We start from the raw sequence: 23,947 nt of genomic DNA on the forward strand, positions 1-23,947 counted from the left end.
AACAGAAGAACCGTTATTTCAACGTCATTCGGACAAGACAGATATCGTCCGGTTGTCGCTTCATTCCCTCGCTGGCCGGAAGCAAGCGCTCCACCAATTCCGAAGCGGACTCCTCCTCGGAGCAGCTCCTGATCAGAGTTGCCATTCGCTGCTCTCGCTCCTCATCCGGCTCAGTCATCGCCTCTGTCAAGCCGTCTGTATACAACAAGACCGTCGTGCCCGGCTGATAAGAAATGACGCCCTTCTCAACCCGGATTGATTCGAACAGACCGACGGCCGGAGCGGATGCATGCATCCAGAATGTCCCCTCATTCGTAACGGCAAGACCGGGTGGATGCCCGGCATTGACATATTGAATGACCCTCTCTTCCGTATTCACAAGTACGAATATGGCCGTAAAATAATAGTTCATCAACTCTTCCTCCCGGTACAACTGACCCATATAGCGGTTCAGCTCGGAGATGACCTCCTCGGGGTCCGTAATGCGAAGAATAGTATCCTTCAGCACAGAAGAGATGAACATGCACACGAGAGAAGAGGCAACGCCATGTCCCATCATATCCAGCAAGATGACGCCATAACGTTTGCTGTCAATCCGGAACCAGGCGTAATAATCGCCTGCCAGCTCATACGACGGACGATAATCCGCTTCGATTGCAATCTTGTCATTACAGATCGGCTCACTGAGCACGCTTCTCTGCACTTGCTTGGCCAATTCCAGCTCATAGCGAATCCGCTTGTCCTGCTCCTTATGCCAGTCTTTCTCATACTTCAATCGAAGAGCGGACCGAATTCTGGCCATTAACTCCAAGCGGTTAATGGGCTTCATCACATAATCGGTCGCCCCCGCATCCAATGCTTCCGCTAACTTCGCCGAATCGCCTACCGCTGTCACAAATATAATAGGGACATCGCTATAGCGTTCATCCCGCTGTATGCGCCTGCACGCTTCCAGTCCATCAATCTCCGGCATCATCATATCCAGCAATATAAGATCGACCGCTTCTTCTGCTGGGCAACCTGTATCAATATGGAGCATGTCATACAGCTCGCCAGCCGAGGAAGCCGTTCTCAGACCGGTATATCCTTCTCTGCTTAATATCGTCTTAATAATCATTTGATTGGTCACATTATCGTCTACGATTAGAATGCTCAAGGAAAGTTCCTCCCGTGGTGATGAATACTCCTATGTATGATGTAAGCCTACCCTTATTGGGTAGGCTTGTATCATACGCTAATAGGTGCGTTTCTAATAATGATGATTCATATACATGTAAGGATGGTAGACAATATCCCTGTCGAAATCATCGTCCTCGTATTCTCTGCCACCCCATGCAATGACCACAATTTTATCCTTCTCCATCTCAGCTTCCAGCCGCTCGGCTTCCTCCACTGAGATGCCTAGCGATCGCATCTTCGCCTGAAGCTCCTCGCCGGTCGAACGGAACAAGTTGGCAATGGCTGTGCCGAGTCCCTGCTCGTTCAAGCCAATCTCCTCTGCATCAGTACGTTCGGCAAGCCGCTTCGTTCGGGTCTTGTCATGCGTCAGCACGAAGATTCGCTCCTCCGGATAGCCCTCTCTGGCGAAGCTTCTCACCTGCTCTTGCACTTCATCACGCGTCATAACCGTATGAACCTTCGTCTTGTCGGTATCTGGTATGTTCATCATCGCAATCCCTCCTTGGAATAGGTATGATTCACTGCATGATTACTCTGCTGTTCCAGCATCAGGCGTCAGGGAATTCATCGCATTGCCGTCAGCATCGGGAACCATGGCATCGTTGGCGGGCGACTCATTGTTCACGCCGTCTGTGCCTGCATTGCCACTCGATCCATCATTATTGCAGGCTGCCGCTGTGAAGATCAATGCCGCGCAAAGCGTTGCCGTCCATATCACTTTCGTTTTACGAATATAGGAATGTTTATTCATCATCGTCATCCTCCCGGTTCGTCATGATTGGATTAGGAGCGCCTCCTTAGTCCTTATTAACCCGAAGAAACCGACTTGAATCATACCCGGCCATGAGAAAATTCTCAGATTGCTTCCTAATATAAGTCTAATGTTTAAAATTTAACATGGTCTATTATTTTAGACAACATTCGCACTCAAATACAACTAATGATTAACTACATCCAGCTCTCCTTCAACTCACCGTTCTCGGCCGCTCCATCCGGGTAACGCCCGGCCAACGGAATGCCGCCCATTCCGGCACATGCTTGTCGATACGGGTGACGAGCACCGTCATATCGTCGACAATATCGCCGTCATGATGCCGCACGACGCGCTCCAGCAACGCATCGGCCATCTCCTGCGGATCGTTCGTCTCCAGCTCGCCGATGATGCGCTTCATCCACAGCTCCTTGTTCACTGCATAGCCGGGGGCGTCATAGATGCCGTCGCTCATCATAATGAGCGTATCGCCTGGCTGCAGCTGCATGGAGACGAAGTCGACATCGATGTCCTGTATAATGCCGATCGGCAGATTGTTGGCGGTAATTGGGATAACCTCCCTTCCTCTACGAATAAAGCTTGGCGTCGACCCAATCTTCAAGAAGGTCGTATGCGCTGTATATAAATCTACAATAGCCAGATCTACCGTAGCGTACATTTCCTCGGACGAACGAAGCAGCAGGACGGAATTGACCGATTTCACCGCCAGTCGTTCATCCATCCCCGACTGCAGCAGCTGCTGCAGAATGGATAGCGCTGCGCTGCTCTCCTGGCGCGCGCGCTCCCCATTGCCCATGCCATCGCTTATCGCGACAGCGAACTTGCCGCTTCCCAGCTCTACCAGACTGAAGCTGTCTCCCGACAGCAGATCGCCTCCCTTGGCAGCTCCCGCCACCCCAGTATCCACCTCGAATTGCTTGGCCGATCCGAAGACGACGAGCGTTGGCTCGCCCGGCTTCTCGGGCGCTTTCTCCCCTTTCACCGCAATATGCTCGCCCAGAATATCGCTAAGCAGCGGAGCGATTATTTTTCGGCATTCATCGAATCCTTTCTCGAAGGAATGATATACTTCAATTTCAACGCTTCCCTCCTCCAAATTGACAATGTCCACACCTTGAATAGACAACCCTAACCCTTCCACCGCCTCCCGAATTTGTTCTTCTTGCAGATGAAGCGTCTGCCCCTCCCGTCTAATCTCCCTGGACAGATCCTCCATCACTTGCGATACCCCAAGCAATTGATCGGCGACAAGCTGCCGGGATTCGTATAATTGCTTCCTCCACTGCATATCATTGTGATATAGCTCGTACTGATGCTTCATCACCGCCATCACTTGAGAAGACTTCACGCAATGCGAAGTCCACGACCGAGGATGATCCCTGGTGAGCGGAATCCGATTCTCCTCCACGGTCGTCATCATCTCCGTCATCATCTTGTACGTATTGTAGAACTTACTATCCCAGCATGCGCTCTGGCGATGACAAGAGGAACAACTCCGTTCTGCGACGGCGTTCATGAAGTGGCCAATCTCATCCTCGCGTGTCGTCTCATTTGACTTCCGGTTCAACTGGCCGAAGCTGCGCGACAACTGGCGGAACACTTCCGAGAATTGGACGACCCGTTCCGCGGTCACTTCTCGCACGCGCTTCGCATAGTCATGCTGTGACTTCGTATGCTCGTGCGTACCCGGCACGTAACGGGCAATCGTGCGGATGACTCCCCGCGGCGTGAGCAGCAGCAACGTAGCGGCTGCGACGGATTCCCAGGTGGAGCTCATCACATCAGAGCCCGTCCCGATATAGACCGTCAAGATCGACGTGCCCAGCAGCATGCCGAATGCCGCTGCCATCTTGCCGCCATCTCGCAGCAATCCCGCCAACAGACCCGCGAAGGCCAACATGCTCATCTGTATAATCGCGCTGAAGTCAGCCAGACTGAGAATCAGCCCCGCGACTACGCCTACCGATGCTCCTAGCGGCGCGCCGCCCGCCATAGCGAACAGAAGCAATATATACCGGCTCATTACATGCTCCGCTGACATATCGTAGAACACCCAGCCCACCATTCCCGTCATCAGAGTAGCTAGAAGAATCATCACGCATATGATTTCTTCATGCTTCAAGACGGAGGATTTCTTCGTCATCATCAGTACCGGCATTGCGTGGATGAAGACAAGCGTCAGGACGAAGGCTAGCGACGACTCCACGACCACCATTACGAAGTTGTACCAGCTCAGCTTGTCCCCTATGAATACGCTGAACATACCGACGAGCAGTGTCGCGGTGAAGACGAGGATCGGGGCGGTGGACAACTCCGCCTTCTCATAAGCGCTCAGTCCCTTCAACAGCAGGAACAAGACGACGAGCTCAAGGGCGATCCAGAGCGGTGCAGGATCGGGAGCGAACCAGCTACCCGCGACAAGCGCCACAGCGACCCAAGGAAAGAGATCTCTGCGCATAAAGTAAGTGACGGCAAAATATGCCGCGGCAAACGGCATAAGAGACTCCAATATAACGGCCCGTCCCAATAGAAAAGCGATCGCCAGCATCAAGAACGCCCACTTCTTCCCTGAGAAAAAACCTATCATGCGCTTCGCCCCGACCCAATCTCTTCCCATTCCAGCCATGCTTTGCACCAGCTTCTGACGTTTTAGCTCAAGCGTACCCGCTACTTGTTCCTTCTTCACGTTCAGACACCACCATTCCGAGAGTAATGTGGTTCTCATTATAGGGGGTTGTCCTTATGAAGTTTGTCAGTTAACGTAACACGTTCAATAATTTTTTTCCGACAAAACAGTTGTCTCAACGCACTATGTCATAAATCTGTCACATGCAAGCCTCGCAAGGGGTTCGTTACGTTCATGGCTATACGCCACGTGTTCTCTGTCAACAAATTGTACAGGAAACGCTTTCAATTCTCTAGCGAATCGACGCGATAACCTGTCGGTATTGCAAGAGCCTTATAAAAAAGAAGAATTATGCGTATTCCCGTATCCTGAATACGACATTTGCGATCATACTGACAGGTAACCTTTGGCATTTGTCGTTATGCGTCCCTGCAATAGTCAACTAACCCGATGCAACAGCAAAAAGAGCAGAAGCCCTAAACGGTTCTGCTCTGGAATAGCTATATGCATCTATTTATAAGTTAAATGGGAGCTGACGGTTACACTCGCTTGGCGCCGCGTCCACCGCGTTTGCCTTCCGTATTCTTCTTAAGCGACGAAATCCGTTCTTCGCTATCTTTCAAGAAACGGGACATTTTATCCTCGAATGACGGTTTGCCGAATGACGGCCTGCCAGACGATTGCTTATTGAAGGGACGTCCGCCTCCGAAGCCTCCTCGGTTGTTGAATCTATCTCCGCCTCCACCACCCGTGCGTTCACGCTGCTGCGGCGGCGGCGCGCCTTCAGGCCGATCGACGGCTTGTTTAATTGAAAGGCCGATCTTTCCGTCTTTGTCCACATTAATGACCTTGACCTTAACTACATCGTCCAGCTTCAGATGATCCTTCACATCTTTGACATAGTTGTCTGCAATCTCAGAAATGTGTACAAGACCAGTGACACCTCCCGACAAGTCAACAAATGCTCCGAAATGTGTAATGCCGGTAACTTTCCCCTCTAATTTGGCGCCCACTTCAATTGCCATAAAATAAAATGTTCCTCTCTGAAAAGTTATAGTGAGCAGCGCTCCATCACTGCTGCAGCCTGCTTCTAACGTGATTATAACCGAATCTCCGAAGGAAGGTCAACAGACGTTCATCCCGCTGTAGCGCCCGATTTAGTCGCTAAAGATCTGTTGTTCGCCCTGCTTGACCATTCCTTGCTCTTTCGTCGCTAATTGTGCTATATACTCTGGATCCTTCAATTTTTCGATTTGCATGTTCAGGGCGTCGCTCTGCGCCTTAGCAGCTTCAAGCTCTTCCTTCATCGTGGCTAGCTTGGATTCTGTAGCTTGGCTCTGCTGCATCTGACCGAATAGCGTATAACCGGCCCAGCCCAAAAACAAGATTACAAAGAAAAGCCAGATTTTGATCCGACGCTTCGCGGCCGGCATTGTCGATTGTTTCGCTGTTGCTGCTGCCATTATTGCTACTTCCTCCTTAACCATGATTTCCACCGTTGCACGAATGCGGGTATGAGCTTGCCTATACGCTCCGCTATTCGCATCGATTGCCAATATGGCGTCAGCCATCGACCTAACGGTCGTGTGACCGGTCCAAGCATCCAGCGCAATAAGAGGCCGAATGGACGAACCAATTGTATCACAATTTTCAGGAGGAAAATAGTGAGTGCAGACCCAAATCCCAAAATGACGATAACGAGACGATATAACGCCAAAATCGGCTTGATCAGCAAAAAATCGACCAGCTTGAGCAAAAATGCAATAAGAGAACGAACAGCACCAATGAGCCACTTCGACAATAAGATTACCAAGCGGCTGAGCACCCAGTAGTAAAGAATGACGCCGATAGCCAGTCCCAGAAATACATATGCGCGCACCTCGCCGTTGTTGCTGGCATACAGTACCCGGAATACGACGACCGCAGCTGCCATCCAATAGACAATATCCAGCACAGGGAGCCACCAGCGCGGAAAGCGCAGCTCATGGGAGACAACCCGGTAGCCGTCGAATACCGCTCCCATGCCCAGTCCGGATAGAAGCATCATGACCACTGTCAGCCATTGTACGCTTAGCGTCACTTGAACAGCTTCCCGAACAGCCCTTTGCTCTTGGCAGTAGCTGTGCCGTCAAGATAGGCGAGAGAGTGAACCGTGCCTTCAATCGCAACCAATCCCTGCTCCAGGCTAAGGTGCTTGATGTGCAGATTCTGTCCCGTTACGGTGAGGAATCCCAGCTCTGTCTCCAGCAGAAATTCCTCACTGTCGAAGCTTTCCACATTGACTACGCCCGTCAGCTCCAGCAGCTTACGGTTGATCAGCTTGACTTCTTGTCCTTTCTGTCCTTTGCCGTGTTCCACCATAGCCTCGTCCCCCGCTTCAATCATTCTTACTTCTACTCTATGGAGAACGGACAAGGTTTAGAACCCCGCCACTTCGTTGCCACCTCGGAAGGCTTTGCTGCCCGCTGTCACGACTTCAGCAGCCGGGACGGCGCTATCCCTCTATACTTCTTGAATTGCCTGCTGAAATAATAAATATTCTGATACTCCAGCGCATCCGCCACCTCTCCGACGGACATGCCGCTGTACCGAAGCAGATACTCCGCCCGCTGAATGCGGCATTCCACCATGTACCGCTCGCAGGACATGCCGACCACTTCCTTGAACTTCACGGAGAAGTATCGCGGCGACAGGTGCGTCTCACGTGCCAAGTCGCGAATTCGGTGCTGCAGAGCGGGATGCTGCCGGATTCGGGCTGCAATCTCCCATATTGCATCCGTTACAGTCGTGTGCTGCGCATGCTCTTGTACATGACGGTTCGGGATTGATGCCGCATGACGGCTGTATTGCAGAAGCAGCATGACGATCAGCAGGCGAGCTTCTTCCCGGAACCCTTCCTCTCTAGCAAGCATCTGGGACATGTACCTCTCCAGCAGCCCCTCGAACCACGCATCCTCATACATCAGCAGGTAAGGAGCCACTTGCTCCAGAAGCGAGTCCTCGCAGTGAAAGTGAATATAAGACACCGTAAGCGGACGCTCGGGGTCGTGACAGGCGAAGATCCGGTCGCCGGGACGAAAGAGGAAGCACGAACCTCTCTGCACTTGATACGCTGTACCGTTCAATGTCAGATCGCCTGTTCCGTCCCATACATACCACAGATCGTAGTCGCTCATGGGACGGGAGCGGATATCCCACTTCCAGCCCGGCTCGCAGAGCACCTTGTTGAAGTAAGCAGACGCATGGATATGTTCCGGCGCAAGAACCATTACCCCACCACCTTAGGTAGAATTGTATAAATCATTATAGCAAATGGTACATTTAAAGTGCCTCTTCGTTGGCATATCTTATTGGTATAGTAGGTAAATTGATATAACAGAGGAGGCTTATTGCCGATGAAGCTTCACAATGGAACGGCGGAGGATATATCCGCCAAGCTGTATCGGTACGATAAGGTCGCCGACAAGCTGGGAAGCTTGCAAGAGATTGGTGAAGCTGCCGTAGCCAATTATACGAAGCAGGGCTACCTGGCGGTGGAGAGCGTGCTGAACGAGGGGCAGACAGAGGAGGCTATTGCCGCACTGAACGATCTGATCTTCGTGGATGCCAAGGGGGCTCATATCCAGTTCACCAAGCCGCAGGAGGAGCTGAAGGAGCTGAAGGAGCGAGAGCTGGCCGTCCGCAAAGTTAGCCGCTTCGTCAATGTAGACGAACGTCTGGGAGCCATAAGCCGCCATCGTCCGCTAATGGAGGTGCTGGAGCGTCTGCTTGGCGATAAGCCTGTACTTGTGCAGGACATGGCACTGCTGAAGCCACCGCACGCCGGCGGGGAGAAGCCTTGGCACCAGGATATGGCGTACGGCGCACTCGCTTACAATCGGGCGGTCATCGGAGTGTGGATCGCGCTGGACGAAGCTTGCCTCGATAACGGCTGCATGCATGTCATTCCCGGCTCTCATGCCGAAGGAGCGGTTCCCCATTACGCGGTGCGAGACTGGCAAATATGCGATGACCATATTCCTGTAGAGCGCGATGTGGCGGTGCCCCTTGCCCCTGGGGGCGCGCTCTTGTTCCACGGCTTGCTCAAGCACGGCACGCCCTTTAACCTGTCAGCGAAGCGCAGGCGGGCGCTGCAACTGCATTATGCGGCAGAGTCGGCCTTGAAGCTGCGTCCGCAGGAGTATAAGCTGATGTTCACGAATGCGATGACGGATGCGGAATGCTAGGAGAACTCTTTCTAAGCCAAAAGGCGAAATAACTCACAAAGTGGGGATAAGCTTCGAAGCTTACGGGGATATTTGGCCAGGACCTCGAAACTTATCGTTTTGGAATGTCAAAGAAGCTGCAGTCGAGCATAGCACTCGTCTGCAGCTTCTTCTCATTGTTCCCAATCAAGAGCGTTGTCTCGTGGGCGCTGTTCTTCTTTCACCAAAGTGTACAATTCCCCGGCTTCATCCTTCCGCGTCGTATCTGCCAGCCGCTCTACCTTAACCGTGACGATTTTCACTCCATACTGGATTTGAAGCTCGTCGCCGACTTTAACTTTGCTGCTGGCTTTCGCTTCGCGGCCATTGATCCATACGCGTCCCTGCTCCGATACGTCCTTGGCGACAGTGCGGCGTTTGATCAGTCTGGACACTTTGAGGAACTTATCCAGTCTCATGAATTACTTGATCGCTTCTTTCAGCTTGTTGCCCGCTTTGAACGCAGGAACCTTGGATTCTGGAATGGTGATTTCTTTGCCCGTTTGCGGGTTGCGGCCTACACGTCCAGCGCGCTTACGAGTTTCGAAAGTACCGAAGCCGATCAGTTGAACTTTGTCTCCGCTTGCCAGCGCGTCAGTTACTTCACCCAGGAAACCGTTAAGTACAGATTCTACGTCACGCTTCGTCATGCCGCTCTTCTCAGCGATGTTGTTAATCAGGTCTGTCTTGTTCATAATCATTATTCCTCCTAGTATTTTACGAATATTTGAGGCCTTTTCCATAGAGTCAGGCCCTTTGGCAAAATCTGCTCTCACGAAGAATATAAATTCTTCCTAAGAACACAAATTCCTGCCGCGAGATCAAATTTTTTTGGGAATAGTGCGGAATCAAGGCGAATTGTGGCGAAAGTCCGACGATGCATGCTTCTTTGCTTCTTCCCACCAACGATCCATCTCTAGTAAATCAGTTTGGTCAAAAGATTTGCCATTTATACGAAGCTGCTCTTCAATATATTGAAATCGTCTCTTAAACTTTCGATTCGTGCTAGAAAGCGCCTCTTCCGGGTCTGCGCCGATGAATCTCGAAGCATTCACAACCGCGAACAGCAGATCGCCAAGCTCATTGCTCTGCGCTTCTTGATCTCCCGATGCAATAGCTTCCCGCAGCTCCTGCAGTTCTTCCTCCACCTTGGACAATACGGGGTTGATGTCGTCCCAATCGAAGCCTACCTTGGCCGCCTTCTTCTGCAGCTTGTAAGCCTTCATCAGCGCAGGCAAGTCAGGCGGAATACCGTCCAGCTTGGAGCTTGTCCCCTCATCAATCCCTTTCTTGCGCTTCTCCTCGGCCTTCATCTGCTCCCAGTTGCTAAGAGCCTCCTGCGCATCCTGCGCGCTATTGTCACCGAATACGTGGGGATGACGGAAGATCAGCTTCTCGTTCAGCGATTGAATGACATCGTACACGGAGAAGCTGCCCAGCTCTTCTTCCATCTGGCTATGCAGCATCACTTGCAGGATGACATCGCCGAACTCCTCCTGCATGCCTTCAGGATCGTCGTTGTCGATCGCCTCCAACGCTTCGTACAGCTCTTCGATGAAGTTTTTGCGAATAGAGGCGTGTGTCTGCTCCCTGTCCCATGGACAGCCTTCCGGGCTTCTCAGGATGGATACGATCTCATGCAGACGCTCGAAGGTCCGATTCAGCAGCATCGGGTTGTCGGAACGGGGCACATAGATCAGAGACAGATTGCCGTACCCGGACTGGCGGTCCAGCTCATAGAGCGGCACGCGCAGCATGCGCTCCTCGCCCTCGACGCCCAGCGCATGGCCAATCACAACCTCGTAATCGTCAGGGTAGCGTTCCATTAACGCAAGCTTCACATCGGAAGCGGTATAAGCATCATACACTTGTCCGATCACATTATGCAATTGCGGCTGAATACGTCCCGGCTCCAGATCGGCCGCATCCAACAGCGCGAAGCCTTCGATGGGATCGAAGCCAAGGCTGACGAACGCTTGATCCAGGAAGCTCTCGCCTCCCAATACTTGTATCGGGATGGACTCCGTCTCCGATCGCTCGCGAAGCAGCGCTACTGTGCGCTCCGCCACCATGGGATGGCCAGGCACAGCATAGACGATTGAACAAGCTTCTTCATCCGCCGATTCGACAGCTGACTGAATCAGCGCTTCCGCAATCGCTTCGTATACGTCAGGGAACGAGTCGTGCTGCTCGTACACATGATCGAATGTCTCATAGGCAATACCGTTCTCCTTCAGCAGAGATACGACGGGATGATTCTCCGTCCGCAGATAGAGGCGCTTCGCCCCCTGCAGCCTGCGCCATATGCCAAGCGACAGCTGATCGGGATCTCCCGAACCGAGGCCGACTATTATAATAGGTGATGCTGCCATGCGATGTCACCTTCCTTATTTTTCTACACGGAATTACGCTTATTGTACTCGCTATGTATAGATCGAACAAGCTTCTGCAGCTCATGCTGCACCTAGTATAGCATATCCGGCGCCCACGCCAAAAAATGACCGCTGCGCCAGCGCTGACGCAGCGGTCATCCTCGCGCTAGCGCTCAGCTCGCGGCAAAAGCCGCCAGCGCCGGAGCCGGGCGGCCCACGCTTCGCCGCCCGTCAGCGCGCGCAGCTCCTGCGCGCTGATCATGCCGCAGCGCAGCCCCGCTGCGGCGAACGCGCAAGCGCCGACGGCGACGCCCGTCAGCGCAAGCGCAGCCGCTGCCGCCCGCGGCGGCAGCGCGTCCCCGAGCGCGGCGCCCAGCGCGCGCTCGGTCACTATTACGCTTGCGGCCATCACCGCAAGCGCCATTGCAGCGGCGCGGCCTCGTCCCGCGCGCCGCACGCCGTCGCCGGGCGGCGCGTACGCAGCCGCCGCACGGCCCAGCGCCGCCGCGCCCAGCAGGGCGGCGACGCTTAGCGCGACAACGCCGGAGAAGGCCGCTCCCTCGATTCCGAGGGAGGGCACGAGTACGGCGTTGAGCGCGCCCTTGAGCAGCGCTGCCACCAGCAGCAGCGCCGCAGGGATCCGCACCGCGCCAAGTGACTGCAGCGCCGGTGCGATCACCGCGCTGACGCAGCCCGCCAGCGCGGTGAACCCCACGATCGCGAATGCCCGCGTACCTTGGGCATCCTTATAGAACATCACGTTCAGCGGCTCCGCCAGCAGAACGAGCCCCAGCGCCGCGGCAGCGCCGCATGCCCACGCCAGACGTATGAGCAGAGACAACCGCTCATGCAGTATACGGGACTCCCCGTACGTGCGAGCAGCCGACAGCCCCGGCGCCAGCGCCGCCCCTACCGCACCCGCCACCATGACCACCAGTTGCAGCAGCGGCTGGGCTCGACTGTACACGCCGAATTGGTGCATCGCCGCTGCATCGCCTATGCCAGCCTGCTGCAGCATAGTCGGTACCGTGAATGCATCCACCACACTCGCCATTGGTATGACAATGGCAGCCAATGCTGCGGGCAGCGCTAGTACAGCCACCTCCCTCATCTCCCGCAGCATCACTCCCAGCGGAGTCCGTTCCCGCCTTAATTCAGCCTTGACTAGCAGCCGTGCTCTATCGCTCCTTCTTCCTCTAATCAAGCTATATACAATCAGCACAGATGCGGCGCCCGCAGCCGATCCCAGCATGACCCCTCCGGCTATTGCGCCGTCATCCCAGCTTGCGCGAAGTCCGAGGATCAGGACAAGCAGCATCACAGAGACGCGTACAAGCTGTTCCATCAGCTGCGAGCCTGCCGAGATGGACATACGGCCCAGCCCTTGCCAATATCCCCGCAGGACGGCGACAACCGGCATGAACAGCAGCGCCACAGATAGTGTGCGAAGAGACGTCTCCACCGCCTTGTCCCCGATCCAGACCGCAGTATTGCTTACACTTCCCCACATGAAGGCGAACGCCAGCAGGCCTGTTATGCCCAGCATCCATAAGGCAGCCCGAAGCGTTAGACTCACCTTATCCGGCACATCTCCCTTTCGCAGACGCTGCGCAATGATGATGGATACGGCCGTAGGCACTCCCGCCGTCGCCAACACCGCCATAAGCTGATAGAAGGGATACACCGCATTGTAAATTCCGAACACCCTGTCACCAGCCATATTTTGCAGCGGAACTTTCTGCAGCACGCCGATCAGCTTGGATACCAGCGCAGCTCCCGCCATCAGCACAACACCGTTCCTCCACCAGTGCCGCCCCGTACGCTTGCGCTTGCGGCCCATTCCTCCACTCCCCTACTCTAAGGCAATTGAACTACCTCATTATACCTTACCCGTGAGCCTAAGGGACAAATAAAAAGCTTCCCTTCACAGAGCTGATCTGTAGGGGGAAGCTAATCTTGATATGACTACTGCTCCATCTGCTTGGCCAAAAAGCCGGCCGCTGTCTCCGCCATCTTGGACTCCATCTGGGCCATCTTCACTGACTCATCCTTACTCAACATCACGACTGTGCCAATGGGATCGCCGCTGGCTATAATGGGCGCTGCGACGAACGAGCTGATCTGCTCCTGCATATCCTTCACGATTTCATAAGAGCCGGTATTCGTCTCCAGCGTCGTCTTGCGGTTATCCATGCACGTCTCGAGCGTAGAACCGATCGGCTTCTCCAGCAGCTCCTTCTTGGAAGCGCCCGCTACCGTGATAATTGTATCCCGGTCAGATATAAGAGTAATATGCCCTGTGCTCTCGAACAGGGACTCTGCATACTCCTTCGCAAAATCACCAAGCTCGCCAATTGGCGAATATTTCTTCAGAATGACCTCGCCATCGCGGTCCACGAATATTTCCAGAGGGTCGCCTTCGCGGATACGCAATGTACGACGAATTTCCTTGGGTATAACTACACGTCCCAGATCATCGATACGACGTACAATTCCAGTTGCTTTCATTTCATGTTGCCCCGCTTTCACTAGAGGATTTGGAATCGACTGGATATCTATTGACTCAGATGGATTCATCCAGCATACGCAAGCTTATCGGTGGATTGATTGATAAGGTTTTGAATCTGACCATAGTATTCATCCACTCCCATAATCTTATGCATGTCGCCAGCCGCACCATTTCCTACCGAACCCCCGTTAACTCCGCCATTGCGATAAAAAAGGCAGAGCCGCCAACCTGCCAGTCGGCACACTCTGCTTTCTTCTTCTCGTTTCAATTATCTTCTTTTCGAGGGGACGACTTCAGACGGCCGGCCTTGTGCAGCGATTCCCGCAATAAATACTCGATATGGCTGTTGACGCTCCGGAACTCGTCATTCGCCCACTGCTCCAACGCTCGATGGATTTGGGGATCAAGGCGAAGTGGAAAGGACTTCCTTTCTTTTGCCATAATATCGATTCTGCCTTAATTATAGAGCGATCCTGTATTCAGAACGGGCTGTGCCGCCCGGTCCGATACAATCGACACCATCAAATTGTTAATCATCGCCGCCTTGCGCTCCGCATCCAGTTCAATCCCCTTCTCTTCCAGCCGCTTAAGTGCAGCATCCACCATGCCGACAGCCCCTTCTACGATCTTCTGCCGGGCTGCCACAATTGCGATCGCTTGCTGACGCTGCAGCATCGCGCTCGCGATCTCCGGAGCATAAGCCAGATGGGTTATTCGCGTTTCCATCAGTTGGACGCCGGCTACGTGCAGACGCTCCTGCAGCTCTTCAAGCAGCTCCCCCGCCACCTCATCCGCATTGCCGCGAAGAGAGGGCACATTCTCATCCTCGAACGTGTCATACGAATACTTGGCCGCAATATGCCTGATCGCCGTCTCGCTTTGGATTTCCACGAATCGCTCATATTTATCTACATCGAAAGTAGCTTTAGCCGTATCCGTCACTTTGAATACAATGACAGCTCCAATCTCAACCGGATTACCTTCCGCATCGTTCACCTTCAGCTTCTGGCTATTGAAGTTGCGCACCTTCAGGGATACCGTCGCTTTCGTTGTAAGCGGCACGACCATCCACAAGCCGCTCTCAACCACCGTACCAATGTATGTGCCGAAGAAGGTGATTACCTTCGCCTCATTGGGCTGAACTATGACTAGCGAGGAAAGGCACAGACCTGCCAGCAACACAAGCAGAAATCCGAGCGCGATCATCACTCCGCTTGGAGCATGCGGCGTATCGGACATCAGTTCCTTGGCGATTACGTACACACCGCCTATTGCAGCAACGACTGCGACAAGCAAAGCTAGATAACCACTAACGCATAATGCCTTTTTCTCGTTCATCTTCTCATCTCTCCAATATCTTAAAGATATTAATATGATATCACTATTTACAATATCAGTCAATTGATTCGACTACAGCGATTGCTTTCACTATAATCAGAAGATAATCGGAAGGAAAGAAAGGAGAGGAAGCATTTGAGACTTCATCCCAAAGAGACCCTATTCCGCCAAGGCGAGACGGGACCGCTATATCGAATGAAGAGCGGCATGCTGAAAATCATGCGCATTCATGAGGACGGAACGCCATACCTTGTCAATCTCATTACACCCGGAGAGATCATTCCCCACCATTCGCTGGTGACGCAGCAACCTTATCACGGAACGGCCATCGCTCTAACAACAACAGAGCTCGACGTCATCCCTTCGGAGGATTGGTACGCCGAGCTCTCCCGTAATAATGAAAAATGTCTGGAAGTTGCCGAGTTGCTCCAGAGCAGGCTACGCACTATGCAGCAGCGGATCGACCAACTGACGCAGGTGGCTCCCGCCGATAAGCTAAGCAAGCTTCAATCCTGGTTAAATAATATTGCCGGGGTCGGAGACGCGCACATCACAGACATCCTCACGCAAGATGAAATTGCCCAGTTCATTGGCTTGCGTCGGGAGACGGTCAATCGTCTGCTTCGTGCCGGCATCAAAGACGGCTCCATCGTGAATGGACATGGAGCCGATGCCTCCAAGTAAAGTCTGACAGACATTATCCCCGGCTAGCGGCTGTCGGACGGCTCAACGTTCCGGAGGGACCGAAAAACTCATAATGAATGGCCGCATCCTCCACTCCAAGCTCCTTCAAATGCTCGTAAACGACTTCCATGAATGGCACAGGACCGCAGAAATAATAGCTTGAAGCAGTAGAGGCGGGCAGAATGTCCTTCAGCCATGCCAACTCTATATATCCTTCCTTATTATACAAGCCTGCCGATCTATCCTGATCCGTCGGACGCTCATAACAGAAGTAACAGGATAACGGCTCGTGCCGTGAAGCAAGCTCAAGCACTTCATCGCGCAATGCGTGCACTTCTCCGTTCTGCGCCGCGTGAATATAGATCACTGGGCGCTGCGGCTGTTCTGCTGCGAGCGTGTGCAGCATGCTGATCAGTGGAGTCTGCCCCACGCCGCCGCTAATAAGTACGACGGGATCCTTGCGCTCTGCGGCGGCAGGCTCCAGCACGAATTCACCGGCAGGCGCGGACAGATGAACGATATCGCCCTCTCTCACCTTCTCATGCAGGTAACCCGACACGATGCCTGCTGGTCTGTGCTCGCTTTCCTCTTCACGTTTTACGGATATGCGGTAATACGGCTTACCGGGCGCCGTCGATAGGCTATATTGACGAATATGCGTATGCTCCAGACCGGGAATATCCATCTTTACGCTAATATACTGTCCTGGCCGGAATGCGGCAAGCTCTCCTCCATCTTGCGGCACCAGATAGAAGGAGGCGATCACATCGCTTTCCATCACCTTGCGCTCCACGATGAACGGACGGAACCCTTCCCAGCCGCCTTGCCCCGACGCCACCTCTTCGTACAACGCGTTCTCCACACCGATGAAAGCATCAGCAATGACTCCGTAAGCCTCGCCCCACGCTTGCAGCACTTCATCGGAAGCGGCATCACCCAACACCTCCTGAATCGCTTCGAGAAGATGGCGACCGACAATAGGATAGTGCTCCGGCTTCACCCCGAGACTTCTGTGCTTATGGGCGATCTGCATGACGGCGGGCAGAATGGTCTCCAAGTTGTCTATGTTCGCCGCGGCGGCATATACGGCATTCGCGAGCGCACCTTGCTGCCTTCCCTGCTTCTGGTGGGAATGATTGAATATATTAAGCAGTTCTGGATGTCTGGCGAACATGCGATTGTAGAAGCATTTCGTAATTTCCGTTCCTCGCACCTTCAGCACAGGGACCGTGGATTTGATGGTCGCAATGGTTTGCGGACTGAGTGGCATAGTATCAAGCTCCTTTACGCTTTGATTCTTCTTGCCTCCAGTATAGCCAATAGCGTGGAGCAACCCTTGTGATTCCAGTCACAGCAATCGGAACGGTTGTGTGACAATTTTAGTTGAGATTTTACTGCTCATCAAAATAGCTTCGGGAATTCAACTCGTATTTGATATCGCTGTATCATAAGAAAAACGCCTAACTACTCTCTTCCTGCTGGTATGCTCCTTTACGACGCTCCGATGAAGGACACTGCAGACACGCTCGCTCGGGATTTCGCCACTTTAGTGTTGGCTGCATACACTGCAGGCTCGCACGTAGCTTCGGGTATTCAACTCGTATTTGATATCGCTGTATCATAAAAAAAGACCACCCGGGCAAATGCCCAGACAGCCTCTTTTTGGTCTTATTCAGCCGCTTTCTCTTCCGTTCCCGCTTCTGTGTTGCCGGCGCCGGAATCGGCAGCGTCATCCTTGCTCTCTTCTTCCGCTCCAGCTTCATTACCGGCGCCTTCTTCTTCAGTCTGCTCCGGCTCAGGAAGCGTAATCTCCAGCTCTTGCTTCGGCATCTCCTCGTTCATGAACTTCTCCATGTACTTGTATGCCGCGGCGGCTTTCACTTGCTCCTTGTCAGTATCCGTCAACTGGTCGAAATCCTTCACTTCGCGCTCTTCCACTTTCATAACATGATAGCCGTATTCCGTCTCTACAGGCTCGCCGATGACACCGATCTCCTGCTCGTAAGCAGCCAGCTTGAATGCCTCGACCCAGTTGCCCCCCGGCTGCTTCTCATACAAGCCGCCTTTATCCTTGGATCCCGGATCGTCGGAATATTCCTTAGCCAGAGCGTCCCAATCTCCGCCTGCATCTAGCTTCGCTTTCACTTCATTCGCCCGTTCCAGCGCTTCCTCGGATGTACGTACTTCCTTCACTTCGCCTGTCTGAGGGTCCTGCTCCATTGTCTGTACCAGAATGTGGCGGACTGTGGATACCGCGAAGTCGGCTTTCATCTCCTCGAAGCTTGCCTTCTCATCTTCTTCCGTTACTTGAGAATTGATATGAACGATAGCCGCAGATGTAATCATCAGGAATGTCGCCATATCATTATCCGAGATGCCTTTTTCCTTCGCCTTCGCTGCGAGTGTCTCGTCCGACTTTTTATATTCTTTGTACTGCTCCAACTGCTTGTCCGCTTCTTCGCGCGCTTCTTTCAGCGAGTCTTCAGACGCCTTGCTTGCCAGCACCTTGTAAGAGACATACTGTTCCAGAATCATCTGCTGGAACTGAGGCAGAGCCAGAATCTGTTCATACCCCTGTTGCGACATTCCGAATATGGCCATATACTTATCGAATTCAGGCTTCGTTACTTTCCCGTCCTTATATGTGGCCACCACTTCTCCTTCGCTCACACCGCTGAATGTCAAGGAAGGCTCCTCCTTCTTGCTATTGCCGCATCCCGCCATTACCGTCATGGCCAGCAACGCCGCAACGAGCAGCAGCGCGCTTCTGCGCCATGCCGATCTCTTTGTCCTTTGCAACATGTTGATCCCCTTTCGCTATTGAAACTTACCTGTATTGTAGCAGATGTGAGATACCGATTGCGAATCTTCGCTAGGAGGTGGCGTTCTGCAGCTCCTTGTTAATCATGAACGCCTCTTTGTACCCTTCCAGGAACCGTTCCGATAGGTGCAGCTTCTGCTCCATGTTAAGTCCTTTGCCCCTGAGCAGCAAGGAATAGGTCTTGTCCTGATCCGGGCTTTGCTTGAACCGGTTCTCCAGCTTCAGACAGAGCTGGTCCACCTTCTTGCGGTCTGCTTTATTCTTAGGTCCCGCCCCCGCGAGGAATCTGAACTGCAAGTCGTCGCCTTGCTGCTGAACCACCTCTATGCCAAGCAACGAGCCATACACCCGCAGTCTGGCCACCGTCATCAAGTTGCTTACCGGCTGCGGCAAGTCGCCGAACCGATCGATCACTTCGTCGATCAATTCGTCGGACTCCTCGAACGATTGCACGGAAGCCGCCTTCTTGTAGATTTCGATCTTCTGAATGCTATCGTAGATATAATCTGACGGCAGATAGGCGTCTACACTAATATCGATGGAGGTCGTGACCTGCTTCACTTCTTCAGGCTCGGCGCCGCTCATCTCCGCCTTCCGCTTGGCAATCTCCTCCGCCAGCATCTGCGAATACATATCGAAGCCGACTGATGCGATGAAGCCATGCTGCTCCGCTCCCAGCAGATTGCCCGCACCTCGGATGGACAGATCCCTCATCGCAATCTTGAAGCCCGAGCCTAGCTCTGTGAACTCCTTGATCGATTGCATCCGCTTCTCTGCCACCTCCGTCAGCACCTTGTCGCGCTGATAGGTGAAGTACGCATATGCAATCCGATTGGAGCGTCCGACACGCCCACGCAGCTGGTACAACTGGGAGAGCCCCATCTTGTCGGCATCGTGCACGATAAGTGTATTGACATTGGGAATATCGACGCCTGTCTCAATGATGCTCGTACTGACCAGCACATCGGATTCCCCGTCGAGGAAGTCCAGTATCGTCTTCTCCAGCTCCTGCTCCGACATCCGGCCATGGCCTACCGTCACCTTCGCATCCGGCACAAGGGCGCTAATCTCTTCCGCCACCTGATAGATTCCTTGTACACGGTTATAGAGATAGTATACTTGGCCGCCGCGCGCCAGCTCCCGCTCTATGGACTCTCGTACAAGCGCAGGACTGTATTCCACCACATAAGTCTGCACCGGGAAGCGGTTCTCCGGCGGCGTCTCGATAACGGACAAGTCGCGTACACCCAGCATCGACATATGCAGTGTACGCGGAATCGGCGTCGCCGTCAGCGTCAGCACATCGACATTAGTCTTCAGCTTCTTCAGCTTCTCCTTGTGCGATACGCCGAAGCGCTGCTCCTCATCCACGATCAATAATCCTAGTGATTGGAAGATTATATCCTGGGATAACAGCCTGTGCGTTCCGATGACGACATCGACTGTACCGTTCTTCAGTCCCTTAATCGTCTCATTCTGCTCCTTGCGCGAGCGAAAGCGGCTCAGCACCTGCACATTAATAGGATAGCCGGAGAATCGCTCCCGGAACGTCTCATAATGCTGCTGAGCAAGAATTGTAGTCGGCACCAATACCGCTACTTGCTTGCCATCCATCGCCGCCTTGAAAGCAGCCCTTATCGCCACCTCCGTCTTGCCGTAGCCTACGTCGCCGCACAGCAGGCGATCCATAGGCTGCTCTTTCTCCATATCCACTTTAATTTCCCCGATGGCGCGAAGCTGGTCCGGCGTCTCGTCATACGGGAACATGGCTTCGAATTCCTGCTGATACGTTGTATCTTTGCTGAATGCGTAACCTGGCGTGGATTGGCGCTGGGCGTACAGCTTGATCAGATCATCTGCGATATCCTGTACAGACGCCCTGGCCTTGCTCTTGGCCTTCGTCCACTCCGTGCCGCCCAGCTTGTTGATCTTTGGCTCCTTGTCCTCGGAGCCGACATACTTCTGAATCATATCGACTTGATCGATCGGGACCGACAGCTTATCGCCGCCGGAATAGATAATGTGCAAGTAATCGCGATGAATCCCGCCAATCTCCAACGTTCCGATGCCGATATATTTGCCGATGCCGTGATTCTGATGCACGACATAATCGCCGACCTTCAATTCCGTGTAGCTCTTGATCCGTTCCGCATTCTCCATCTTCTTGTCCACGCGGCGCGCCTTGCGCTGCTTCTGCGTGAACATCTCGCCTTCCGTAATGACGACAAGATGGGAAGACGGCAGCTCGAAGCCTTGCTGCAGATTACCTTCCAGCAGCATCGGCACTTCGATCTGATAATCGTCCAGCACGCGTCTGATCCGATCCATCCGCTCCTTGTTGCCCGCCAGCATCATGACCTTGGAGCCGATCTTGTGCCACCGCTCCATCTCCGACTTCAGCACGTTCATCTGGCCGTGGAAGTTCTGCATCGTACGCGCTGTCATATTGATAATATTCTGCGGCTGCGTATGCGGAATCTGGCGGAGGAACAGGGATAAGAACAGCGTCGGATAAGGGCGGTGGTAGAGAATATCCTCCGACTCTCTCGCTAATTGCAAGCCGGGCAACGACTTGCCGTTCTGCAACAGATGGATGGACCATTCCGCTTCATCCCGCTCCAGTTGCTTGGCCGTCTCTATTAGACGGGTAGGCTCATCCAATATTAGCAGTGTATCCTTCGCCATATAATCCATTATCGTCTGCCGTTCCGGATAGAGCAGCGATATATATTTATAGATTTCCGGGAAGTACATGTGCTCCCTCAGCTTCTCCAGCTCGCCGCCGATCTCGCTGCGCAGCCGTTCCTTCGCTGTACGATCGCTCATCTTCTCCAGCTGCGCTTCCAGCAGATGACCCGCCTGATCGGCAGCAGACGACATTCGGGCGGCATCCGCCAATATTTCCTGACATGGCGGAATGACATAGGACTCCATACGCTCAGCAGAGCGCTGGTCTGCTGGATCGAACGTACGGATGGAATCGATCTCGTCGCCGAACCATTCCACGCGATAGGCATGGGACGAGGTTAGCGGGTAGAAATCGATAATGCCGCCCCTGACACTCATTTCGCCTTTGCCTTCCACGCGATCCGTTCTGGCGTAGCCCAGCTCATTCATCGCATGCAGGAAGCTCTCCAGCGGCAACTCGTCTCCTGCCCGAATTGACAGCTGCGCTTCCGCCATGACGCTGTCAATCGGCAGGTAGCGGCGAATGCCGGAGAAAGGCACGACAACAATCCCGCGATAGCCTTTGGACAGCTTGATCAGCACATCCATTCGCTGCGCCAGCGTCTCGGGACTTGAGATCGCCGCTTCCGCAGCCATCAGCTCGTTCGCAGGATAGAGCAGTACTTCATCGGGTGATAGACAATCTTGCAGGTCTTCCGCAATCTTCTGCGCGGAGAACATATTATGCGTTACGACAAGTACCGGCTGCTGGTCCACCGCTTCCTTCAACGCCGCGATGAACACTTGGCGGGAGGAGCCGGCAAGGCCGGATACCATCTGCTCACGCATTCCTTTGCGAATGCCGGATATGACCGATTGGACATCCGAATCCGCTGCGAAAGCTTCAATTAGCGCTTTCAATGTTAGAAGCACCTCTTTCCTATTTCAAAACAATACTATACCCCACTGTCTTGTACAATGTCGAAAAGGAGCCTCGGCGCATCGTACCGAGGCTCTTGCAGACAACTTTCGTCGAGGGAAACGCGATTGTGCCTGCTCGCTGTATATGTGATGCGGTTATTGCAGCGGACTGTCCACCAGCATCAAGTCCGGATTACTGTTAATCGCCTCATTGCAATAATCACATGCGATTCTCACCGTTACGTCTCCACTTGAGTCATACGCTATTATATCGCCCCGCTCTTCGGGGGTCAAGAATTGGAAGCCCAACTGCTGCTCCGTCACGTTCGATCCTTCAATACGACCAATGAACGACCGACAATGCTTGCAAATGTAGTTTATAGCCATAGTATGCCTCCTGAAGAATAGTTATACCCTTCAGTATGCCCATATTATGCCGAATGTAACGAATTACCCGTTGAACTTGGCCATCGTCTCCTGGAACGGAGCTTGAAGGCTGTATTCCGCCGCATCGCATGCCGCTCCGATCATCGTCTCCAGCTTGTCCCGCTCCGCCTTGGCGAACTTCGATAGCACATAATCGGAGATGACCATCCCCGGCTCCGGACGGGATATGCCCATACGAATCCGGTGGAAGGATTGTGTACCCAGATGCTGAATAAGCGATTTTATGCCGTTATGTCCTCCAGCGCTTCCTTGATAGCGTAGCCTCAGCTTGCCCATCTCCGTATCCAGATCATCGTATACGACCAGGCCGTCCTTTAATTCTGTTTTATAGTAATCCATGAATGCGCGAACCGACTCGCCGGACAAGTTCATATACGTCATCGGCTTGATAAGCGCCACCTTCTGTCCTTGTATGCGTCCTTCGCCGATTAACGCCTTGCACTTGCTCTGCGTCAGCTTAATATCCCAGCGCTTCGCCAGCTCGTCTATAACCATGAAGCCTACATTATGCCTGGTCTGCTCGTACGCAGGGCCCGGATTGCCAAGCCCCACGATCCACTTCATCATACCACTCCACTCCTTTAGGAACAAATGTAGCACAATCTGCGGCAAAAGCGAAGGCACAAAAAGAGCCGTCCCGAAGGACAGCTCCTGATCTGCTTCTATGTGCTGGTTGCGATCTCCTCATGGTTCGCTTCGGTGGATCTCTCCTCTGCTTCCGCCAGCTCTGCATCCTGGGCTACTTTCTCCTCTTCGCTCAATTCCTTCTGAGGTGTCAATATGGTCAAGACGACGCTATCAGGCTCAGATCTGACCTCTACGCCTGCGGGAAGCCGCAAATCCTTCACTAGCAAACTATCACCCAGCTCTAGCTGCGACATATCGGCATGGATGCTTTCCGGAATCGCCGCTGGCAAACATTGCACCTCCAGCTCGTGAAGAATAATCTGCAATATACCGCCTTCTCTAATTCCATTGGACTCGCCTTCGGCATAAATCGGCACATTCGCCCGCACTTCTTCGTTCATATTAATGCGATGGAAGTCAACGTGAAGCGGCATGCCGCTTAGCGTATGTCGCTGCAATTCTGCAACCATAACCGCATGCTGGCCTGATTCGGGAACATCAAGCTGAAGCACCGCATTGGGATTGGATCGCATCAGCGCGTTCATCTCCTTCTCTTCGACACTTATGTTGACCGCACCGTCCAATCCTTTGCCATATACAACTCCCGGTATTTTCCCCTCTCGCCTTAACTGACGCAATTGGCTCTGCTTCTTTCCGATTCGGCTTTCAGCTTTCATAACAATCGTCATATGGAAGCACCCTCCTTAAGATTAGCCTTCCATATCACTTTACCCATTATG

24 protein-coding genes are annotated in these 23,947 nt (G+C 53.3%); 2 read left to right on the forward strand and 22 right to left on the reverse strand.

Features of this window, described 5'->3' with window-relative positions; translation table 11 throughout:
- Window positions 1–13: 13 nt before the first annotated feature.
- From ACFQ2I_RS22455 to ACFQ2I_RS22495, 9 genes are all read right to left on the reverse strand, one after another.
- Window positions 14–1,156, reverse strand: coding sequence for a SpoIIE family protein phosphatase (locus ACFQ2I_RS22455; protein ID WP_377568312.1), 1,143 nt, complete (start codon window positions 1,154–1,156; stop codon window positions 14–16).
- Between the two features lie 93 nt (window positions 1,157–1,249).
- On the reverse strand, window positions 1,250–1,669 hold the full coding sequence (locus tag ACFQ2I_RS22460; RefSeq protein WP_377568315.1) for a general stress protein: 420 nt from the start codon (window positions 1,667–1,669) through the stop codon (window positions 1,250–1,252).
- A gap of 39 nt (window positions 1,670–1,708) precedes the next feature.
- On the reverse strand, window positions 1,709–1,933 hold the full coding sequence (locus ACFQ2I_RS22465) for a hypothetical protein (RefSeq protein ID WP_377568318.1): 225 nt from the start codon (window positions 1,931–1,933) through the stop codon (window positions 1,709–1,711).
- A 211-nt stretch (window positions 1,934–2,144) separates the two neighbouring features.
- On the reverse strand, window positions 2,145–4,577 hold the full coding sequence (gene spoIIE, locus ACFQ2I_RS22470; RefSeq protein ID WP_377568425.1) for a stage II sporulation protein E: 2,433 nt from the start codon (window positions 4,575–4,577) through the stop codon (window positions 2,145–2,147).
- 539 nt (window positions 4,578–5,116) lie between these two features.
- Window positions 5,117–5,602, reverse strand: coding sequence for a S1 domain-containing RNA-binding protein (locus ACFQ2I_RS22475; protein WP_377568321.1), 486 nt, complete (start codon window positions 5,600–5,602; stop codon window positions 5,117–5,119).
- Between the two features lie 132 nt (window positions 5,603–5,734).
- A complete protein-coding gene (locus tag ACFQ2I_RS22480; RefSeq protein ID WP_377568323.1) occupies window positions 5,735–6,040 on the reverse strand; it encodes an FtsB family cell division protein in 306 nt (101 codons plus the stop codon).
- 5 nt (window positions 6,041–6,045) lie between these two features.
- On the reverse strand, window positions 6,046–6,657 hold the full coding sequence (yabQ, locus tag ACFQ2I_RS22485; RefSeq protein WP_377568326.1) for a spore cortex biosynthesis protein YabQ: 612 nt from the start codon (window positions 6,655–6,657) through the stop codon (window positions 6,046–6,048).
- On the reverse strand, window positions 6,654–6,938 hold the full coding sequence (yabP, locus tag ACFQ2I_RS22490) for a sporulation protein YabP (RefSeq protein WP_262678615.1): 285 nt from the start codon (window positions 6,936–6,938) through the stop codon (window positions 6,654–6,656). Before yabP ends, yabQ begins: the two co-directional genes overlap by 4 nt.
- Window positions 6,939–7,045: 107 nt before the next feature.
- Window positions 7,046–7,846 (reverse strand): helix-turn-helix domain-containing protein, encoded by an 801-nt coding sequence (locus ACFQ2I_RS22495; RefSeq protein ID WP_377568329.1) that lies wholly within the window; start codon window positions 7,844–7,846, stop codon window positions 7,046–7,048.
- A gap of 126 nt (window positions 7,847–7,972) precedes the next feature.
- Here ACFQ2I_RS22495 and ACFQ2I_RS22500 point away from each other — a divergent pair, with 126 nt between their 5' ends.
- Window positions 7,973–8,803 (forward strand): phytanoyl-CoA dioxygenase family protein, encoded by an 831-nt coding sequence (locus tag ACFQ2I_RS22500; protein ID WP_377568332.1) that lies wholly within the window; start codon window positions 7,973–7,975, stop codon window positions 8,801–8,803.
- Window positions 8,804–8,955: 152 nt separating this feature from the next.
- Here the strand turns inward: ACFQ2I_RS22500 and ACFQ2I_RS22505 are convergent, their stop codons facing one another.
- From ACFQ2I_RS22505 to ACFQ2I_RS22535, 7 genes are all read right to left on the reverse strand, one after another.
- The gene (locus ACFQ2I_RS22505; RefSeq protein WP_377568334.1) at window positions 8,956–9,240 is read right to left on the reverse strand and encodes an RNA-binding S4 domain-containing protein; all 285 of its coding nucleotides are present in this window, start codon (window positions 9,238–9,240) and stop codon (window positions 8,956–8,958) included.
- Window positions 9,241–9,243: 3 nt separating this feature from the next.
- Window positions 9,244–9,516 carry an HU family DNA-binding protein gene (locus tag ACFQ2I_RS22510; protein WP_377568337.1) on the reverse strand — a complete coding sequence of 91 codons (273 nt, stop codon included), beginning with the start codon at window positions 9,514–9,516 and terminating at the stop codon, window positions 9,244–9,246.
- A 153-nt stretch (window positions 9,517–9,669) separates the two neighbouring features.
- On the reverse strand, window positions 9,670–11,193 hold the full coding sequence (locus ACFQ2I_RS22515) for a bifunctional methyltransferase/pyrophosphohydrolase YabN (RefSeq protein ID WP_377568338.1): 1,524 nt from the start codon (window positions 11,191–11,193) through the stop codon (window positions 9,670–9,672).
- Between the two features lie 166 nt (window positions 11,194–11,359).
- Window positions 11,360–13,033, reverse strand: a complete 1,674-nt coding sequence (locus ACFQ2I_RS22520; protein ID WP_377568342.1) for an oligosaccharide flippase family protein — start codon at window positions 13,031–13,033, stop codon at window positions 11,360–11,362.
- Between the two features lie 125 nt (window positions 13,034–13,158).
- Window positions 13,159–13,701 carry a stage V sporulation protein T gene (spoVT, locus tag ACFQ2I_RS22525; RefSeq protein WP_377568344.1) on the reverse strand — a complete coding sequence of 181 codons (543 nt, stop codon included), beginning with the start codon at window positions 13,699–13,701 and terminating at the stop codon, window positions 13,159–13,161.
- Window positions 13,702–13,966: 265 nt separating this feature from the next.
- On the reverse strand, window positions 13,967–14,143 hold the full coding sequence (locus tag ACFQ2I_RS22530) for an Arc family DNA-binding protein (RefSeq protein ID WP_377568347.1): 177 nt from the start codon (window positions 14,141–14,143) through the stop codon (window positions 13,967–13,969).
- A gap of 15 nt (window positions 14,144–14,158) precedes the next feature.
- Window positions 14,159–15,040 (reverse strand): SPFH domain-containing protein, encoded by an 882-nt coding sequence (locus ACFQ2I_RS22535; protein WP_377568350.1) that lies wholly within the window; start codon window positions 15,038–15,040, stop codon window positions 14,159–14,161.
- Between the two features lie 135 nt (window positions 15,041–15,175).
- Here ACFQ2I_RS22535 and ACFQ2I_RS22540 point away from each other — a divergent pair, with 135 nt between their 5' ends.
- Window positions 15,176–15,724 carry a Crp/Fnr family transcriptional regulator gene (locus ACFQ2I_RS22540; RefSeq protein WP_377568352.1) on the forward strand — a complete coding sequence of 183 codons (549 nt, stop codon included), beginning with the start codon at window positions 15,176–15,178 and terminating at the stop codon, window positions 15,722–15,724.
- Between the two features lie 13 nt (window positions 15,725–15,737).
- Here ACFQ2I_RS22540 and hmpA read toward each other — a convergent pair whose 3' ends face one another.
- The 6 genes from hmpA to ACFQ2I_RS22570 form a co-directional block, all read right to left on the reverse strand.
- Complete coding sequence (gene hmpA, locus ACFQ2I_RS22545; RefSeq protein WP_377568355.1) at window positions 15,738–16,994, reverse strand: NO-inducible flavohemoprotein; 1,257 nt, start codon at window positions 16,992–16,994, stop codon at window positions 15,738–15,740.
- A gap of 398 nt (window positions 16,995–17,392) precedes the next feature.
- Window positions 17,393–18,526 (reverse strand): peptidylprolyl isomerase, encoded by a 1,134-nt coding sequence (locus ACFQ2I_RS22550; RefSeq protein ID WP_377568357.1) that lies wholly within the window; start codon window positions 18,524–18,526, stop codon window positions 17,393–17,395.
- A gap of 70 nt (window positions 18,527–18,596) precedes the next feature.
- Complete coding sequence (mfd, locus tag ACFQ2I_RS22555; protein WP_377568359.1) at window positions 18,597–22,133, reverse strand: transcription-repair coupling factor; 3,537 nt, start codon at window positions 22,131–22,133, stop codon at window positions 18,597–18,599.
- A gap of 156 nt (window positions 22,134–22,289) precedes the next feature.
- Window positions 22,290–22,520 carry an anti-sigma-F factor Fin gene (locus ACFQ2I_RS22560; RefSeq protein ID WP_377568361.1) on the reverse strand — a complete coding sequence of 77 codons (231 nt, stop codon included), beginning with the start codon at window positions 22,518–22,520 and terminating at the stop codon, window positions 22,290–22,292.
- 63 nt (window positions 22,521–22,583) lie between these two features.
- Window positions 22,584–23,144, reverse strand: a complete 561-nt coding sequence (gene pth, locus ACFQ2I_RS22565; RefSeq protein ID WP_377568428.1) for an aminoacyl-tRNA hydrolase — start codon at window positions 23,142–23,144, stop codon at window positions 22,584–22,586.
- A 98-nt stretch (window positions 23,145–23,242) separates the two neighbouring features.
- Window positions 23,243–23,896 carry a 50S ribosomal protein L25 gene (locus ACFQ2I_RS22570; protein ID WP_377568363.1) on the reverse strand — a complete coding sequence of 218 codons (654 nt, stop codon included), beginning with the start codon at window positions 23,894–23,896 and terminating at the stop codon, window positions 23,243–23,245.
- Window positions 23,897–23,947: the final 51 nt, after the last annotated feature.

Source organism: Paenibacillus chungangensis (assembly GCF_042675905.1).
GTDB lineage: Bacteria > Bacillota > Bacilli > Paenibacillales > Paenibacillaceae > Pristimantibacillus > Pristimantibacillus chungangensis.